Genomic DNA, 18,990 nt, shown 5'->3' with positions numbered 1-18,990 from the left:
AGCACCCGTGTTTTCCGATTTCGCCCTGCACGAACGCCTGCTTAAAGCTGTGGCCGAGCTTAAATTTGTCGAGCCTACGCCTGTGCAAGCAGCGGCCATCCCGCTCGCGCTCGAAGGGCGTGACCTGCGGGTTACAGCTCAAACCGGGAGCGGCAAAACAGCTGCTTTCGTCCTGCCGATCCTCAATCGTCTGATAGGCCCGGCCAAAATTCGCGTGAGCATCAAAGCGCTGATTTTGCTGCCGACCCGCGAGCTGGCACAGCAAACGCTGAAAGAAGTTGAGCGTTTTTCGCAGTTCACGTTCATCAAGTCCGGTCTGATCACCGGCGGTGAAGACTTCAAGGTTCAGGCCGCCATGCTGCGCAAGGTGCCGGACATTCTTATCGGTACGCCCGGCCGTTTGCTGGAGCAACTGAACGCTGGCAACCTTGACCTCAAAGAGGTTGAAGTGCTGGTGCTGGACGAAGCCGACCGCATGCTCGACATGGGCTTCTCCGAAGACGTTCAGCGTCTGGTCGACGAATGCCCGAACCGTCAGCAAACCATGCTGTTCTCGGCCACCACCGGTGGTTCCGGCCTGCGCGAGATGATCGGCAAGGTGCTGACCAACCCTGAGCACTTGCAGCTCAATCAGGTCAGCCAGCTGAACGCCACCACGCGTCAGCAAATCATCACCGCTGACCACAACCAGCACAAAGAACAAATCGTGAACTGGTTGCTGGCCAACGAGACTTATCAGAAGGCCATTATTTTCACCAATACCCGTGCCATGGCTGACCGTATCTACGGTCGTCTGGTGGCGCAGGAGTACAAGGCTTTTGTCTTGCACGGTGAGAAAGACCAGAAGGACCGCAAGCTGGCCATTGACCGCCTCAAGCAAGGCGGCGTCAAAATCCTCGTGGCCACAGACGTGGCTGCCCGTGGTCTGGACGTAGAAGGTCTGGATATGGTGATCAACTTCGACATGCCCCGCAGCGGCGACGAATACGTTCACCGTATTGGCCGTACTGGCCGTGCCGGTAATGATGGCCTGGCGATCTCGTTGATCTGTCACGGTGACTGGAACCTCATGTCCAGCATCGAGCGTTACTTGAAGCAGAGCTTCGAGCGCCGCGTGATCAAGGAAGTCAAAGGCGTCTACGGCGGCCCTAAAAACGTCAAAGCGTCGGGTAAAGCGGTAGGGGTCAAGAAGAAAAAGACCGACGCCAAAGGCGCCAAGAAGAAGACCGGCGCCAAGGCACCGACAAAGCGCAAAATCGCCAACCGTCCAAAGACCGACGCGCTGTCGCTGGTCAGCAAAGACGGCATGGCGCCGCTCAAGCGCCGCAAGCCAGAAGCCCCTGCGGCTGAGTAACACGTTATCGTGACTCACAAAAAACCCGGCGAAAGCCGGGTTTTTTTATGGTCTGCTCAAGGTGCTGGAGGGGTCGGAATTCTCAGCGGTACTCACACAGGTAAGCCGTATCAACAGCCACTTTGAGCTGAAACTTGCTGTTGGCGGGCACATTGAACTGGCTGCCGGTTTTAAACGTTTCAAACGCGTCGCTGCCTGGCAGCTTCACACTCAGTTCACCCGACACCACATGCATGATTTCACGCTCTGCTGTGCCGAACTCATATTCACCCGGGGCCATGACGCCAATAGTTGCACTGCCATCGGCTTGTGTGAAGGCAATCGACTTGACGGTACCGTCGAAGTATTCGTTGACTTTAAACATGGCGCTTCCTCGCAATGGACTCAAAAAGGCTGGCCAGTATGCAGAAGCCGGTATATCCCGTCACGCCCTTTATAACGCTTGTTCTTGAGCCTAAACCGCGAAAACCAGTGGTAATAAACGGGCTGTATTGCGGGCATCTTCCAGCGCCCTGTGTTGTTGCCCGTTGAACTGCATGCCGGCCAGTTGCAATGCACTGTTGAGTCCCAGCGCATGCTTTAGCTGGCGGGCCTGAGCAAACTGCTGCTTGAGGTTTATGTGCGGCAGCCGGGCCAACGCGCTGTCCAGATTTTTTTGCTGCCACTCCTGTTCCAGTTGCTTGCGGTCGTAGTCGCCCCAACTGGCCCAGCCTTCAAGCTTGGGCAGGTGTTGACCGAGCCAGCGTTCGAATTGCGGCCACACCTTCAGCATCGGGGCGGCGCTATCAATGTCTGGTTGGCTGATGCGCGTCAACTGACGGCAAAAAGGGGTCAACAGCGGCCGCCGCTGGGGGCGGATAAACCGCTGGAAGTGATCCACTTCCCGACCCGAGCGAGTGACCACGCTGGCGCCGAGTTCGATCACTTCCATATCGGATAAAGGCCAGCCGCCATCATCGGTTGTCGCTTCCAGGTCAATGACCAGCCAGTGAGGCATGTGCAGCTTCCTTAAACAGCATTGGCGTTGGTGGTGGAGAGTAGCCAAGGCATCGACTTGCACCTACTTAATTTGCAGTGTGCCAGCCAAGTGCTTGCTTGATATTCTGTGCCCGCTTAAATTACCTCGGCACACAACTCTCTGGTCGTGTGCCAATTAATAAGTTCAGTGATGGGCAACCCCCAGAGGTACACGGCTTTGAAGTGTCTGCCAATGTGGATGGCCCGCGGCGTAGTGATGGTTCTTGGTGCAACTCTGCTGACACCTGTCTGGGCTGCCCAGGAAGTCAGGGTTGGAGCTGCGCACTTCCCTCCGTATACGGTCCGGCCCGAGATCGGTGTCGATACCGGTCTGTTACCGCAACTGCTGGCCGCCCTGAACGCGTTGCAAAGCGATTTTCGGTTCGTCATTGTGCCTACGTCCAATGCGCGCCGCTTTCGTGAGTTCAAGCAAGGCAAAATGGACATGGTGTTGTTTGAAAATCCCGCCTGGGGATGGCAGGGAATAGCGCAAACGCCTGTGGATATGGGCCTTAGAGATGCCGAAGTATTTGTCGCCAAGCAGGAAGAGGGGCGTCAGCAAAGTTATTTTGATAACCCGGGCAGTAAACGACTGGCGCTCTTCAACGGTTATCACTATGCCTTTGCCGGCTACAACACCGATCCGAAATTCCTGTCCGATACATTCAATGTAAGCCTGACGTACTCCCACTTGAGCAACTTGCAGATGGTCATGCGCGGGCGTGTGGACATTGCCTTGATCACCCGTTCCCACCTCGTTGACTTGCTGAACAATAAACCGCAATTCAGCAACCAGGTCTTGGTGTCTGACCGCGTCGATCACATCTATCACCACTACGCGTTACTACGTCCACAAGCGCCGATCCAGGGCCAGCAGTTTGCTCAGCTCATGGAAATTCTTCGCAACAATGGTCAACTGAAGGCCATTTTTGCGCCTTACCAAATCGAAGTTGTGACACCCGAGCCAACCGCAGGCGGTAGGGTGCCCTAAATTTCAAGGCGCGGCCCACGTCACACAGCCTATCTGTTGACGACTAATGCGAGCCCTTGCCCATGACATCTCCCTCATCGACACCACTGTCAGCCACTGCCCGTTCAGGGGCCGACCACCCTCAGCGACCGGCCAAACCAGCAGGCGAAGTGTACCGACGCTTTGATCCGCAGCTCGGCGCGTGGGTTTCGTTGCGTACGCTGGATATCGCCGTCGACCTTGAGCGCTTCAGCCGTTGGCAAAACACCCCGCGGGTAATGGCATTCTGGGAGGAGGGCGGCAGCTTGGAACAACATCGCCACTACCTCGAAAAACTCGCTGCAGACCCGCATACGCTGACCCTGATCGGCTGCTTCGATGACCAGCCGTTTGCTTATTTCGAAGCGTATTGGGCCAAGGAAGATCGTATTGCGCCGTTCTACGACGCAGGCGATTACGACCGGGGCATTCATATGCTGGTGGGTGAGCAGGCCCATCGGGGGCCGCACAAAGTGGCCAGCTGGATGCAGGCCCTGACCCATTACCTGTTCGAGGATGAGCCGCGCACCCAGCGCGTGGTGGCTGAACCGCGTGCCGATAACGACAAAATGATCAGCTACATGCAATCGCAGGGCTATCACTGCGTCAAGGAATTCGATTTTCCGCACAAGCGCGCGGCCTTGATGATGCAGAGTCGCGAAGATTTTTTTGAGGGGCGTGTACTGGGCTGAGTGCGAGTGGCTGGTCAGCGATGATTGCTTGCCAAGTCGCTGACCAAAGCGCTTCGGTGGCGCGGGTGTTCAGCGCCGGGCAAAGGTATCCGCCTGTGTGCCTGAGACCTTGCGGCAGTGCACCAGTGCATCGCGAATCATGAAATTCACCAGCGTGGGCGAAACGCCCAGTTCCTTGGCGATGTCTTTTTGCTGGACGCCGTGCAGGCGGTACATCTCGAACGCGTAGCGGGTACGGCTGGGCAGATCGTTCAGCGCAGTCTCGATATGTTCCAGCGTCGAAAAATTGATATGTGAAGTCTCGGGCGACGCGCCATGAATGACCACATTCAAACCTTCTTCTTCCGGGCCCGAGTAGCGTTGCTCCAAGGCTTGTTTACGGTAGTGGTCAATCGCAAGGTTGCGCACGATCTGAAACAGGTAGCTCAGTTGAGCCTTGAACGAAGAAGTGATTTGCGGCGCCGACTGCAAGCGAAAAAAAGCATCCTGCACCACGTCTTCTGCCCTGGATCGGCAGCCGGTAATGCGTGCCGCGATTTTGACCAGAATAATCCGATTATCAACAAAGGCCTGAAGTAAGGGTGAGTCGCACCTGCTTGTCGACACTTGTTCCGTCATGGAGATCACCTGCTGCAAATGAATGAGTGCGGGCCCTTGTGAGGCCACCTACACAGCTGGCAACAAATTAGGTTGAATGATAATGATTGTCAAATGAGAAAAAGAACTAATGCCGTGTCTGACAGAAGATTGAGACATGCCTCACATCCGTCTCAGCCAGATTCAAAATGCCACTATTGCCCTGACTAATTATTTGCCTGAGTTAACCGTTCTCAATGGATTACAGCCGGTGATGCAAGCCGGTGACGAATGAGTGGGCACAGGAGGGCGGGATGTTTTTGATCGTGGACAGGTGGCATTCAAGTGTCGGAGCAATGGCGGATGAGTGAGCCCATCATGCTGCGCTTATTTTGCCTGCCTTACTCCGGCGCCAGTGCCATGGCCTATAGCCGCTGGCGTCGTTCAATGCCCGAATGGTTGCACGTGCGACCGCTCGAACTGCCCGGTCGCGGCATGCGCATGGACGAGCCGTTGCAAAGCGACATACGCCGTCTGGCGGCGCAACTGGCGGACGAAATCAGTGCCGAACTTGACCGTCCTTATGCCTTGTTTGGGCATAGCCTGGGCGGCTTGCTGGCGTTTGAACTGGCTCATGCACTGCGCGAGCGAGGGCTGCCTGCGCCGCTTGCGCTGTTTGCTTCGGCCACCGCCGGGCCGTCGCGGCGCGATGTCAGCGAATACGCAGTGGCTAAAACCGATCAGCAATTGATCGAGCGCCTGCGCGAACTCAAAGGCACCGGTGAAGAGGTGCTGGCCAATGCCGAATTGATGCAGATGATGCTGCCGATTCTGCGCGCCGACTTCCTGTTGTGCGGCAGTTTCAGCTACGGCCAACGTTCGCCGTTGCCCATGCCCATCCACGTTTTTGGCGGCAAGCAGGACAGCGTGCGTGCCGAGCAATTGCTGGACTGGCAAACCGATACCAGCAGCAAGTTTTCCCTCGACCTGTTTGAAGGGCATCACTTCTTTCTGGTGCAGCAAGAAGTGCCGCTGCTGCGCTGCCTGCGCCGTTATGCCGAAGAGCATTTGACGCGCTGGCGCAATCAACAGGCTCGCCTGTCTGTGTAAGCGCCACCCGCCGTTACAAACACACCGAATTTCTTTCAAGCCGACCCCAGGCAGGAAACCCCATGATGGACGCGTTCGAACTCCCCGGCACTCTGGCTCAAGCCCTTGCGCAACGTGCAGCCCTGACCCCTGATCGTCAGGCGCTGCGCTTTCTGGCCGATGACCCGGCGGCCAACCAAGTGCTCACCTACCATGACCTGGACCTTCGGGCGCGTACCATCGCCGCCGCCTTGCAGGCCCATGCGGCAGTGGGTGATCGGGCGGTGCTGCTGTTTCCCAGCGGCCCGGACTACGTCGCGGCATTCTTTGCTTGCCTGTATGCGGGCATCATCGCCGTGCCGGCGTATCCACCCGAGTCGAGCAAACGTCATCACCAAGAGCGTTTGCTGTCGATCCTCGACGATGCCGAACCGCGCCTGCTGCTGACCTGTAGCACTTTGCGCCAGTCCTTGTTGCAGATGAGCGAGCTCTGCGCGACCGATGCCCCGCACTTGCTCTGTGTCGACGAAATCGAACCCGACGCCGTGCAGGCCTGGCGACCGGTTACCTTGCAGGCTGATGACGTGGCCTTCTTGCAATACACCTCGGGTTCCACCGCCTTGCCCAAAGGCGTTCAAGTGACCCACGGCAATCTGGTCGCCAATGAGGTGCTGATCCGCCGGGGGTTCGGCATCGACCTTAACCCCGATGACGTGATTGTCAGCTGGTTGCCGCTGTACCACGACATGGGCCTGATCGGTGGTTTACTGCAACCTATCTTCAGCGGTGTGCCGTGCGTGTTGATGTCCCCGGCGTATTTCCTTACCCGCCCACTGCGTTGGCTCGAAGCCATCAGTGAATACGGCGGCACCATCAGTGGCGGCCCGGACTTCGCCTATCGGCTGTGCAGCGAACGAGTCAGTGAAACCGCTCTGGCCGGGTTGGACCTGAGCCGCTGGCGGGTGGCCTATTCAGGTTCCGAGCCTATCCGCCAGGACACACTTGAACGCTTTGCCGAAAAATTTGCCCCATGCGGTTTTACCCCGGACAGCTATTTCGCCTCCTACGGGCTGGCCGAAGCCACCTTGTTTGTTGCCGGCGGGCAGCGTGGCAAGGGCATCCCGGCCTTGTGCCTGAACGAACTGGAATTGGCCAACAACCGTATCGTGCCGGGCGAAGGCTGCGCGGTCATGAGTTGCGGCACCCACCAGCCAGAACATGCGGTACGCATTGTCGACGCGCACAGCCTTAACGCGTTGGCAGACAACCTTGTCGGTGAAGTCTGGGCCAGCGGCCCGAGCATCGCCCACGGCTACTGGCGTAACCCGAAGGCCAGCGCCGAAACGTTCGTCAAACGTGACGGCGCAACCTGGTTGCGAACCGGCGATCTGGGCTTTATGCGTGACGGCGAGCTGTTCATCACCGGTCGCCTGAAAGACTTGCTGATCGTACGCGGCCACAACCTGTACCCCCAAGACATTGAAAAAGTCATTGAGCGTGAAGTTGACGTCGTGCGCAAAGGCCGGGTGGCGGCCTTTGCGGTCAATGTCAAAGGTGAGGAGGGCATTGGTATCGCCGCAGAAATCAGCCGCAGCGTGCAAAAAATACTGCCTGCCGAAGCGCTGATCACTGCCATTCGCCAGGCCGTGGCCGACGCTTGCCAGCAAGCCCCGAGCGTGGTCGTGCTGCTCAACCCCGGTGCGCTGCCCAAGACCTCCAGCGGCAAGCTGCAGCGCTCGGCCTGCCGCAGCCGGCTAGCCGATGGCAGTCTCGACACTTACGCGCAATTTCCGGCCCCGCAGCCAGCGGACTCGCTGCCCGCTGCGCAGCATCGCGCCAGTGATCTGGAAGCGCTGATCGCCTGGGTCTGGTGCGAGCATTTGCACGTCGAGCAAGTGGCCGCCGATGACCATTTTTTCCTGTTGGGCGGCAACTCGATTGTGGCCACCCAAGTGATCGCCCGCTTGCGGGAAGAACTCAAGCTCGAACTTAATCTGCGTCTGTTGTTTGAAGCGCCGACCCTCGGCGCCTTCGTCGCGCAGGTCGGCGCACTGCAACAGGACAGCGGGTTGGCCCAAGGCAATATCCCGCACCTGAACCGGCAGGACGAACTGCCACAGTCGCTGGCGCAAAACCGCCTGTGGTTTTTGTGGCAACTGGCCCCTGACAGCTGCGCCTTCACCATCCCCGGCGCGTTGCGCTTGCGCGGTGAGCTGAATGAAGCCGCGTTGCGCAGCAGCTTCACGCACTTGATCGAGCGCCATGAAGGCCTGCGTACCGGCTTCTATCAGCGTGACGAGCACGCCTTGCAACGGGTCGACAAGGCCGCAGAGGTTGACCTGCACGTCATCGATCTTCGCGACCTGCCAGCCCCTGAGCGTGAGCTGCGTGCGCAACAGATCCGTGAAGAACAAGCACAGGTTCCATTCAATCTCGGCAACGGTTCGCTGTTCAGAGTCATGCTGCTCAAGCTGGACGATGAAGACCACCAACTGCTGCTGACCCTGCACCACATCATTGCCGATGGCTGGTCGCTGAACGTGCTGATCGACGAGTTTTCCCGGCTGTACGCTGCGGCCTGCCTCGGCCAGCCGCTGGCGCTGACGCCATTGGCGCTGCAGTACGCCGACTACGGCAGTTGGCAGCGTCAGTGGTTGGCGCAAGGTGAAGCGGAACGCCAACTGCATTACTGGAAAACACAACTGGGCGATGAGCATCCGGTACTTTCGTTAGCCACTGACCATCCGCGCTCCGCCCTTGAGCGGCGCAGCGCGGCACGCTACAGCCTGAAACTGGATGCCGCGCTGTGCGACGCCGTGCGTTCGACCGCGCAGGCCCACGACAGCACCGCTTTCATGCTGCTGCTGGCGACCTTTCAAACATTGCTGCATCGCTACACGGGCCAGTGCGATATTCGTATCGGCGTGCCCAGCGCCAACCGTGGGCGTCAGGAAACCCACGGCCTGATCGGGTTCTTCATCAATACCCTGGTGCTGCGCGCGGAGTTACACGGCCGTTTGCCTTTCACCCAATTACTGGCGCAAACCCGTCAGGCCACCCTGGATGCCCAAGGCCATCAGGACGTGCCGTTTGAGCAAGTGCTCGAAGCGTTCCCCCAGGCCCGCGAGCATGGCCTGTTCCAAGTCATGTTCAACCACCAACAGCGCGACCTCAGCGCCTTGCGCCGCTTGCCGGGCCTGCTGGCCGATGAGCTGGATTGGCACAGCCGCGAAGCCAAGTTCGACCTGCAACTGCACAGCGAAGAAGACCATCAGGGCCGCCTGAAACTGTCCTTTGATTACGCCGATGGACTGTTCGAGGCCGCCACGATTGAGCGACTGGCCGAGCACTTTGTCAGCCTGTTGCGCCAAGTCAGCGAGGACAGCGAGAAGGCCCTCGGTGATTTACAAGGGATGAGCGCGCAGCAGTTAACCGAACAGCAGCAATGGGGGGCTGCACCCTGCGAGTCGGCCCAGTACTGGCTGCCGCACTTACTGGAGCAGCAAGCGCAACTGACCCCTGAGCGCGTCGCGCTGGTCTGGGACGGTGGCAGCCTCGACGTTGCCAGTCTGCACACACAGGCCAACCGCCTTGCGCATTACTTGCGGGACAAGGGCGTGGGGCCGGATGTACCCGTGGCCATTGCTGTCGAGCGTTCGCCGCACCTGCTGATCGGTTTGCTGGCCATTCTCAAGGCGGGCGGTGCCTACGTGCCGCTGGACCCGGATTACCCGCCAGAACGCCTGAACTACATGCTGCAAGACTGCGGCGCCACCTTGTTGCTGACGCAAAGCCACCTGCTGGACGGCTTGCCGCACCTGAGCAGCGTCAGTGCCATTGCGATGGACTGTCTCAAGCTCGATAACTGGCCCAGCCACGCACCGGGTTTGCACCTGCACGGTGATAACCTCGCCTATGTGATCTACACCTCCGGTTCCACCGGTCAGCCCAAAGGGGTGGGCAACACTCACGCCGCGCTGAGCGAGCGCCTGCAATGGATGCAAACCACCTACGCGCTGCAAGCCGATGACGTGCTGATGCAAAAAGCCCCGATCAGTTTTGACGTGTCGGTGTGGGAGTGCTTCTGGCCGCTGATTACCGGCTGCCGTCTGGTGCTGGCCGGCCCCGGTGAGCATCGCGACCCCCAGCGCATTGCGCAGTTGGTGCAACAGTTTGGCGTGACCACCTTGCACTTTGTGCCGCCCTTGTTAAGCCTGTTCGTGGATGAACCGCAGAGCGTCCACTGCACCAGCTTGCGTCGGGTGTTCAGCGGCGGCGAAGCATTGCCGGCCGAGCTGCGCAATCGCGTCCTGCAGCACCTGCCGAACGCGCAGTTGCACAACCGTTACGGGCCGACCGAAACCGCGATCAATGTCACCCATTGGCATTGCCGCGTTGAAGACGGTGAGCGCTCACCGATCGGCCGCCCTTTGGGCAACGTGTTGTGCCGGGTACTCGACAGCGAGCTCAATCCGCTGCCCACCGGTGTGCCGGGCGAATTGTGCATTGGCGGGAGCGGCCTTGCGCGCGGCTATCTGGCGCGTCCGGGGCTGACTGCCGAACGCTTTATTGCCGACCCGCTGGGCGAGCCGGGCGCGCGCCTGTACCGCACCGGTGACCGGGTGCGCTGGAACACCGAAGGCGTGCTGGAATACCTCGGGCGGCTCGATCAGCAAGTCAAACTGCGTGGCTTTCGGGTCGAGCCACAGGAAATCGAAGCGTGCCTGCTGGCATTGCCACACGTGGCACAGGCGGCCGTGGTCATTCGCGAAACTGGCGCAGGGCCACAACTGATCGGCTACTACACAGCGCTGCAGTGCACGCTGGCCGAAGAGACGCAGAGCAACGAACTCAAGGCCGCACTGGCCGCGCAATTGCCCGACTACATGGTGCCGGCGCAGTTACTGCGTCTGGAGGCGATGCCGTTGAGCCCGAGTGGCAAACTGGATCGCCGCGCCTTGCCCGAGCCGCAGTGGCAGGTCAGCGAGTTTGTGGCGCCGGCCACCGAGCTTGAGCAACAGATCGCCGCGATTTGGCGCAACGTGCTGGGGCAGACGCAAATCGGCCTGCGCGATGACTTCTTTGCCCTGGGCGGGCACTCCTTGCTGGCCACGCAAATCGTCTCCCGTGTGCGTCAGGCCTGTGACGTGGAGCTGGGGTTGCGCACGTTGTTTGAAGCCAGCGAACTGGGCGCGTTTGTCGCTCAGGTCGCGCAGATTCAGGCGGCGGGGCAGCGCAATACCCAGCAACCGATTGGCCTCGTTGACCGTAGCCAGCCGGTGCCCTTGTCCTACTCCCAACAGCGCATGTGGTTTCTCTGGAAAATGGAACCCGACAGCCCGGCCTACAACGTCGGTGGCATGGCGCGCCTCAAAGGCCTACTGGATGTCGGGCGCTTCGAGGCGGCCTTGCAAGCCCTGCTGCTGCGCCATGAAACCCTGCGCACCACCTTTCCGAGTGTGGACGGCGTGGCCTGTCAAACCGTCCAGGCCCAAACCGGTGTGGACATGGCCTGGCTGGACTTGAGCAGCCTCAACGAGCAGACCCGTCAGCAGCGCCTGCACGCGCTGGCCGATCACGAAGCGCACCAGCCGTTTGATCTTGAGAGCGGACCGTTGCTGCGCGCCTGCATGGTCAAGGCGGGTGAGCGTGAGCATTACTTTGTACTGACCTTGCACCACATCGTCACCGAAGGGTGGGCGATGGACATCTTCGCCCGCGAACTGGCCGAACTGTACGAAGCCTTTCTGGATGATCGCCAGTCGCCGCTGGCCCCTCTGGCCGTGCAATACCTGGACTACAGCGTGTGGCAGCGTCAGTGGCTGGAGTCGGGCGAGCGTCAGCGTCAGCTCGATTACTGGATGGCAAAACTGGGCAACGAACATCCGCTATTGGAGCTGCCCGCCGACCGACCACGGCCGTCGGTGCAAAGCTACAAGGGTGAACTGTACCGTTTCGACCTCAGCGATGACCTGGCCGCGCGCGTGCGGGCGTTCAATGCCCAGCACGGCCTGACCCTGTTTATGACCATGACCGCGACATTGGCGGTGCTGCTGCATCGCTACAGCGGTCAGAACGATTTGCGCATCGGTGCCCCCGTGGCTAACCGCATTCGCCCGGAAAGCGAAGGGCTGATCGGTGCCTTCCTCAACACCCAGGTGCTGCGCTGTGAGCTGGACGGGCAGATGCGTGTTGCCGACCTGTTCGAGCAAGTGCGCAACACGGTGATCGAGGGCCAGTCCCATCAGGACTTGCCGTTTGATCATCTGGTCGACGCGCTGCAACCGCCGCGCAGTGCCGCGTACAACCCGTTGTTTCAAGTGATGTGCAACGTGCAGCGCTGGGAGTTCCAGCAAAGCCGCCAGTTGGCGGGCATGACCGTCGAGTTTCTGCCCAACGATGCGCGGGCGACCAAGTTCGACCTCAATCTGGAAGTCACCGACCTCGACCATCGCCTGGGCTGTTGCCTGACCTACAGCACCGACTTGTTTGACCAACCGCGCATTGCGCGCATGGCCGAGCATTGGCGCAATCTGCTGGAAGCCTTGCTGGGCGACCCGCAACAACGCCTCAGCGAATTGCCGTTATTGGCAGACGCCGAGCAACAGCGCTTGCTTGACGGGCTGGCGCCATCTGCGGCCGGGCATGACCTTGACCTGTGCATTCACCGTCTGTTTGCCGAACAAGCGCAGGCAGACCCTGACGCCATCGCCCTGACTTTTGCCAGGCAGCACCTGAGCTACGGCGAGCTTGACCGCCGCGCGAATCAGATGGCCTGGATGCTGCGTGAACGCGGTGTCGGCCCGCAGGTGCGCGTGGGGCTGGCGCTGGAGCGCTCGCTGGACATGGTGATCGGCCTGCTGGCGATCCTCAAGGCCGGTGGCGCCTATGTGCCGCTGGACCCGGAGTACCCGCTCGAACGCCTGCATTACATGATCGAAGACAGCGGTATTGGCGTGCTGCTAAGCCATCGCGCATTGTTCGAAGCCTTGGGCGAGTTGCCTGCTGGCGTGGTGCGCGGCTGTCTTGAAGATGATCGAGAAACCTTGGCCGCTTACCCGACCGGCGAAGTGCCGTTTATCAGCCTGGCACAGCATCAGGCGTACCTGATTTACACCTCGGGTTCTACCGGGCAGCCGAAAGGCGTGATGGTGTCCCACGGCGAAATTGCCATGCATTGCCGAGCTGTGATTGAGCGCTTCGGCATGCGTAGCGATGACTGCGAATTGCATTTTTACTCGATCAATTTTGACGCCGCCACCGAGCGCTTGCTGGCGCCTTTACTGTGCGGCGCGCGGGTGGTGCTGCGAGCCCAAGGGCAATGGGATGCCGAGCAAATCTGCCAATTGATCGACGAGCAACAGGTCAGCATTCTGGGCTTTACGCCCAGCTATGGCAGCCAGTTGGCGCAATGGTTGGCCAGTCGCGAGCAGACCTTGCCCGTGCGCATGTGCATCACCGGCGGTGAAGCGCTCACCGGGGAGCATTTGCAGCGCATTCGCGCCGCGTTCAGCCCCGAGGTGTTTTTCAACGCCTACGGGCCGACCGAAACCGTGGTCATGCCGCTGGCCAGTCTGGCCCCGGCACAACTCGAAGATGGCGCCACCAGTGTGCCCATCGGACAGGTCATTGGTGCCCGGGTCGCGTATATCCTCGATGCCGGCCTGGCGCTGGTGCCGCAAGGGGCTGTCGGTGAGTTGTACATCGGTGGCGCCGGTTTGGCTCAGGGCTATCACCAGCGTGCCGGTCTGACCGCCGAACGTTTTGTCGCCGACCCGTTTGCCGGCAACGGCGGGCGCCTGTACCGCACCGGCGATCTGGTACGCCAGCGTGTTGACGGGCTGGTCGAATATGTCGGACGCATCGACCATCAAGTGAAAATTCGCGGTTTCCGTATCGAGCTGGGGGAAATCGAAAACTGCCTGCTCGATCACCCTGCGGTGCGCGAAGCGGTGGTGCTGGCGCTGGACATGCCCGGGGGCAAGCAATTGGCCGCGTACCTGGTGTGCAGCGCGGCGCAGCACGACGAGCAGGCGCAAGCAGCCTTGCGCGATGACCTCAAGCGTCAGCTCAAAACCCAGCTGCCCGACTACATGGTGCCGACCCATCTGGTGTTGCTGGCCAGCATGCCGCTGACCGCCAACGGCAAGTTGGACCGGCGCGCCTTGCCGACGCCCGATATTGAACTCAACCGTCAACAGTACGTGGCCCCAAGCAATGCGCTGGAACAGAGTCTGGCGCAGGTGTGGTGTGACGTGCTGAACCTGAGCCAGGTGGGGTTGGACGATAACTTCTTTGAGCTGGGTGGCGACTCGATTCTGTCGATTCAAGTGGTCAGCCGCGCACGCCAACTGGGTATCCATTTCAGCCCGCGTGATCTGTTTCAGCATCAAACCGTGCAGGCGCTGGCGAGTGTCGCCACCCTTACCGAACAGACCCTCGCTGAACAGGGGGTACTCACCGGCGAGGTCGGCCTGACGCCGATCCAGCACTGGTTCTTTGAAACTGCCATACCGAAGCGTAATCACTGGAACCAGACCCTGTTGCTCGAACCTGTGCAACGTCTGCGAGCGCCGCTGCTGGAGCAAGCACTGAACGCCTTGCTGCAGCACCACGACGCCCTGCGCCTGAGCTTCCATCAGGTGGACGGCCAATGGCGCGCCGACTACCGCGCGGATGGGGCAGGCAACGTGCTGAGCCACGCCACCGTGACGGATCTGCAACACAGCCTCGACCTGTTCGAGCAGGCCCAGCGCAGCCTCGATGAGCAGCAAGGCGCGCTGGTACGTGCCGTGCTGGTAGACGCCCCGCAGGGTCAGCAACGCTTGTTGTTGGTGATCCATCACTTGGCGGTCGACGGCGTGTCCTGGCGCGTATTGCTCGAAGACCTGCAAACCCTTTATCGCCAACTGGCGCAGCAGCAACCGCCGTCATTGCCGGGCAAGACCAGCGCCTTGCGGGCCTGGACCACGCGGTTGCAGGCCTATGCCAGCAGCGATTCCCTGCGCGAAGAACTCAGCCTGTGGCAACAACAACTCAGCGGGTCGCCGGTGAACTTGCCGTGTGACAACCCGCACGGCGGCGGGCAAAACCGCCATGGCCATACCGTCAGCGTGCACCTGGACGCTGAACGCACCACGCAACTGTTGCAGCAAGCCCCCAGCGCTTACCGCACTCAGGTCAATGACCTGTTATTGACCGCTCTGGCGCGGGTATTGTGTCGCTGGACCGGGCAGCCATCGGCGTTGATCCAGCTCGAAGGCCACGGCCGCGAAACGCTGTTTGACGACATCGACCTGAGCCGCACCGTGGGCTGGTTTACCAGTGCCTACCCGCTGCGCCTGACCCCGCAGGCAGAAGGCGGGCAGGGCGCTTCGATCAAGGCCATCAAAGAACAACTGCGCAGCATCCCGCACAAAGGGCTGGGCTACGGCGTGTTGCGTTACCTGACCGATAGCGCCACCCGTCAGGCGCTGGCAGATCTGCCGGGAGCGGCGGTGACGTTCAACTACCTCGGCCAGTTCGACCAGAGCTTTGGCGCTGACGCCCTGTTCCGCCCGTTGGATGAAGCCACGGGAGCCGCCCACGACCCGCTGGCCCCTTTGCCCAACGAGCTGAGCATTGACGGTCAGGTCTATGGCGGCCAATTGCAGTTGCGCTGGACCTTCAGTGCCGAGCGCTTTACTCCGCAGACCATCGCCACCTTGGCCAACGCTTATATCAGCGAGTTGGAAACACTCATTGCGCATTGCCTGAGCGCTGACGCGGGCGGTTTGACCCCGTCCGACTTCCCGCTGACGAGCCTCAGTCAGGTGCAACTGGACGCGCTGCCGGTGGCGGCGCAACAGATTGAAGACCTCTATCCGTTGACGCCGATGCAGGAGGGCATGCTCGTGCACACGCTGCTCGAACCCGGCACCGGGCTGTATTTCATGCAGGACCGCTACCGCATCAATAGCGCCCTCGACCCGCAGCGGTTTGCCGAGGCGTGGCAGGCGGTGATTGCCCGTCACGAAGCCTTGCGTGCGTCGTTCTGCTGGAATGTCGGCGAACAGATGCTGCAAATCATCCATCGGCCCGGTGCCTCCGCCATTGACTTCCTTGACTGGCGTGGCGAGCCACAGGACAGCCACGAGCCACGCCTGCAAGCGTTGCTCAAGGAGGAGCGCGAAGCCGGCTTTGATTTGCTCAATCAGGCACCGTTCCACCTGCGCCTGATCCGTGTCGATGACGCCCGTTACTGGTTCATGATGAGCAACCACCACATTCTGATTGATGCCTGGTGCCGCTCGTTGCTGATGAGTGACTTCTTCGAAATCTACAGCGCGCTGGGCGAGCAACGCGCCGCGCAACTGGCCGCGCCGCCGCGCTATCGCGACTACATTGGCTGGCTGCAACGTCAGGATTTGCAACATGCCAATGCCTGGTGGCAGCGCAACTTGCAGGGTTTCGAGCAGACCACCTACATCCCCAGCGACCGTCCGTTCCTGCGTGAACACGCGGGTGACAGCGGCGGCATGCGGGTGGGTGACTGCTACACCCGGCTTGAGGTGCAAGACGGCGTGCGCCTGCGGGAGCTGGCCCAGCAGCACAAGCTGACCATCAACACCTTCGCGCAAGCAGCGTGGGCCTTGGTACTGCGGCGTTTCAGCGGCGAGCGCGATGTGCTGTTCGGCGTCACCGTGGCCGGGCGGCCGGTCGAGTTGCCACAGATGCAACAGACCGTTGGCTTGTTTATCAACAGTGTGGCCCTGCGCGTGAAAATGCCCGCAGACGGTCAGGCGCTGGGGGTTCGGCAATGGCTGAGCGGGTTGCTCGAACACAATATGGAGCTGCGCGAATACGAATACGTGCCGTTGGTGACGATTCAGGAGCGCAGTGAGCTGCCCAAGGGGCAGCCGCTGTTCGACAGCCTGTTTGTGTTTGAAAACGCACCCGTGGACATCTCGGTGATGGACCGTGCCCAGCACCTGAACGCGACTTCGGATTCGGGGCGCACGCACACCAACTTCCCGTTGACGGCGGTGTGTTACCCCGGCGATGACCTGGGTCTGCACCTGTCGTATGACCAGCGCTTCTTCGAGCACGACAGCGTCGAGCGTTTGCTGGCCGAGTTCAAACGCCTGTTGCTGGCCTTGATGGCGGGCATCGAAGGCGACATGGCTGAACTGCCTTTGTTGGGCGAAGCCGAGCGGCACTTCTTGCTCGACGGGTGCAACCAGAGCCAGCGCCACTATCCGTTGCAGCAAAGTTATATCGAGCTGTTTGAAGCGCAGGTGGCGGCGCACCCGCAGCGAACGGTAGCCCGCTGTCTGGATCAGCAGTGGTGCTATGCCGACCTCAACCAGCGCAGCAACCGACTGGGCCATGCCTTGCTTGGCGCGGGTATCAAAGCGGATCAACCGATCGCGCTGCTGGCCGAGCGCGGCCTGGAACTGCTGGGCATGATCATCGGCAGCTTCAAGGCCGGGGCGGCTTACTTGCCACTCGACCCGGGCCTGCCTGAAGCGCGGTTGAGCCGCATCATCGAATTGAGCCGCACGCCATTGCTGGTGTGTACGGCGGCTTACCGCGAGCAGGCCCAGGCCTTGCTGGATGAGTCGGGTTGCGCGAATCGTCCGCGTTTACTGGTCTGGGAAGAGGTACAAGACCAGACGCCGGCCGAGCACGACCCGCAGGTGTATAGCCAGCCGGACAATCTGGCGTATGTGATCTACACCTCCGGTTCTACTGGCCTGCCCAAAGGGGTCATGGTCGAACAGCGCGGCATGCTCAATAACCAGTTGAGCAAAGTGCCTTACCTGCACCTCAGCGAGCGGGATGTGATCGCGCAGACGGCGTCGCAAAGTTTTGATATTTCGGTGTGGCAGTTCCTTGCCGCGCCCTTGTTCGGTGCCAGCGTCAACATCGTGCCCAACGCCCTGGCCCATGATCCGCAGGCCTTGTTGGCACACGTCAATGCCCACGGTATCAGCGTGCTGGAAAGTGTGCCGTCCCTGATTCAGGGCATGCTGGCAGAAGACACCGTGCCACTCGACGGTCTGCGCTGGTTGCTGCCTACCGGCGAAGCGATGCCGCCCGAACTGGCCCAGCAATGGCTGCTGCGCTACCCGCAGATCGGACTGGTGAATGCCTATGGCCCGGCAGAGTGCTCCGATGACGTGGCGTTCTTCCTGGTTGATAAAGCGTCGACCCAAGGCAGTTATTTGCCCATTGGCACGCCCACTGACAACAACCGTTTGTACGTGCTCGACGAGGCATTGCAACTGGTACCGCTGGGTGGGACAGGGGAGTTGTGTGTCGCCGGTACCGGCGTGGGCCGGGGTTATGTCAGTGACCCGCTGCGTACTGCGAGCGCCTTTGTGCCGCATCCTTTCGGCGCACCGGGTGAGCGTTTGTATCGCACTGGCGATCTGGCGCGGCGCCGCATGGACGGTGTGCTGGAGTACGTCGGACGCATCGACCATCAGGTCAAGATTCGCGGTTACCGGATCGAGCTGGGGGAAATTGAAGCGCGTCTGCACGATCATCCGTGGGTACGTGATGCAGCGGTCAGCGTGCAGCAGGGGCCAAACGGCAAGTACCTGGTGGGTTATCTGGTGGCGGCGGTCGCTGATCCGGGTCAAAGCGAGTGCCTGGAGCACATCAAGCAGCGGCTGCGCGCTGAGCTGCCGGAGTACATGGTGCCCTTGCATTGGCAGTGGCTGGCGCGTTTGCCGCTGAACGCCAATGGCAAGCTGGATCGCCGGGCGTTGCCGTTGATAGAAATCGGTCAACAGCAACGTGACGACTATCTGGCGCCGCGTTCGCCGCTGGAACAGACCTTGGCTGACATCTGGTCGGACGTATTGAACGTCGAGCGAGTGGGGGTGAGGGACAACTTCTTTGAACTGGGCGGACACTCTTTACTGGCCACGCAAATCGCGTCGCGGGTGCAAAAGGTATTGCAACGCAACGTGCCGCTGCGGGCGATGTTTGAGTGCAGTTGTGTCGAACAACTGGCGCTTTATATCGAAGGGCTGGAAAGCAGCGAAATCAACGAGGAGAAGGTCGATCGCCTGAGTGATCTGATGGCGGAGCTGGAAGGGTTGTAAATCAACCGCCCCTCACCCCAACCCTCTCCCGGTGTATGGACCGGGGACATAGCGAACACAATGTTCGGAGACATCGCGAACACTTTTAATAGGACACATTGACCCTTAGGAGGTGTGATGTGTCCTGGAAAGAGGTGTCCGCCATGGATCTTCGTCTCG

The 18,990-nt window shown here is 60.5% G+C and carries 7 protein-coding genes and 1 pseudogene; 5 read left to right on the top strand and 3 right to left on the bottom strand.

What is annotated here, in order from left to right; translation table 11 throughout:
• Positions 1-7: 7 nt before the first annotated feature.
• A complete protein-coding gene (locus tag EQV93_RS22125) occupies positions 8-1,354 on the top strand; it encodes a DEAD/DEAH box helicase (RefSeq protein WP_122785668.1) in 1,347 nt (448 codons plus the stop codon).
• A gap of 82 nt (positions 1,355-1,436) precedes the next feature.
• Here EQV93_RS22125 and ppnP read toward each other — a convergent pair whose 3' ends face one another.
• Together ppnP and EQV93_RS22115 are read right to left on the bottom strand one after the other, a co-directional pair.
• Positions 1,437-1,718 carry a pyrimidine/purine nucleoside phosphorylase gene (gene ppnP / locus EQV93_RS22120; protein WP_240892465.1) on the bottom strand — a complete coding sequence of 94 codons (282 nt, stop codon included), beginning with the start codon at positions 1,716-1,718 and terminating at the stop codon, positions 1,437-1,439.
• A gap of 90 nt (positions 1,719-1,808) precedes the next feature.
• Complete coding sequence (locus EQV93_RS22115) at positions 1,809-2,351, bottom strand: exonuclease domain-containing protein (RefSeq protein WP_146386504.1); 543 nt, start codon at positions 2,349-2,351, stop codon at positions 1,809-1,811.
• Positions 2,352-2,564: 213 nt separating this feature from the next.
• Here EQV93_RS22115 and EQV93_RS22110 point away from each other — a divergent pair, with 213 nt between their 5' ends.
• On the top strand, positions 2,565-3,362 hold the full coding sequence (locus EQV93_RS22110) for a substrate-binding periplasmic protein (RefSeq protein WP_233609060.1): 798 nt from the start codon (positions 2,565-2,567) through the stop codon (positions 3,360-3,362).
• A gap of 107 nt (positions 3,363-3,469) precedes the next feature.
• Positions 3,470-4,072, top strand: a pseudogene (locus EQV93_RS22105) (GNAT family N-acetyltransferase); the annotation flags it as partial.
• A gap of 69 nt (positions 4,073-4,141) precedes the next feature.
• On the opposite strand, the gene EQV93_RS22100 reads toward EQV93_RS22105, so the two are convergent.
• Positions 4,142-4,690, bottom strand: coding sequence for an RNA polymerase factor sigma-70 (locus EQV93_RS22100; protein ID WP_122785664.1), 549 nt, complete (start codon positions 4,688-4,690; stop codon positions 4,142-4,144).
• Positions 4,691-5,011: 321 nt separating this feature from the next.
• Between EQV93_RS22100 and EQV93_RS22095 the strand changes: the two genes are divergently transcribed.
• The gene (locus tag EQV93_RS22095; RefSeq protein ID WP_240892464.1) at positions 5,012-5,758 is read left to right on the top strand and encodes a thioesterase II family protein; all 747 of its coding nucleotides are present in this window, start codon (positions 5,012-5,014) and stop codon (positions 5,756-5,758) included.
• Between the two features lie 62 nt (positions 5,759-5,820).
• On the top strand, positions 5,821-18,831 hold the full coding sequence (locus tag EQV93_RS22090) for a non-ribosomal peptide synthetase (protein WP_240892463.1): 13,011 nt from the start codon (positions 5,821-5,823) through the stop codon (positions 18,829-18,831).
• Positions 18,832-18,990 lie beyond the last annotated feature (159 nt).

The sequence above is a fragment of the Pseudomonas sp. TMW22091 genome (assembly GCF_022496705.1).
GTDB lineage: Bacteria > Pseudomonadota > Gammaproteobacteria > Pseudomonadales > Pseudomonadaceae > Aquipseudomonas > Aquipseudomonas saxonica.
This window is presented reverse-complemented; position numbering and strand designations above follow the sequence as displayed.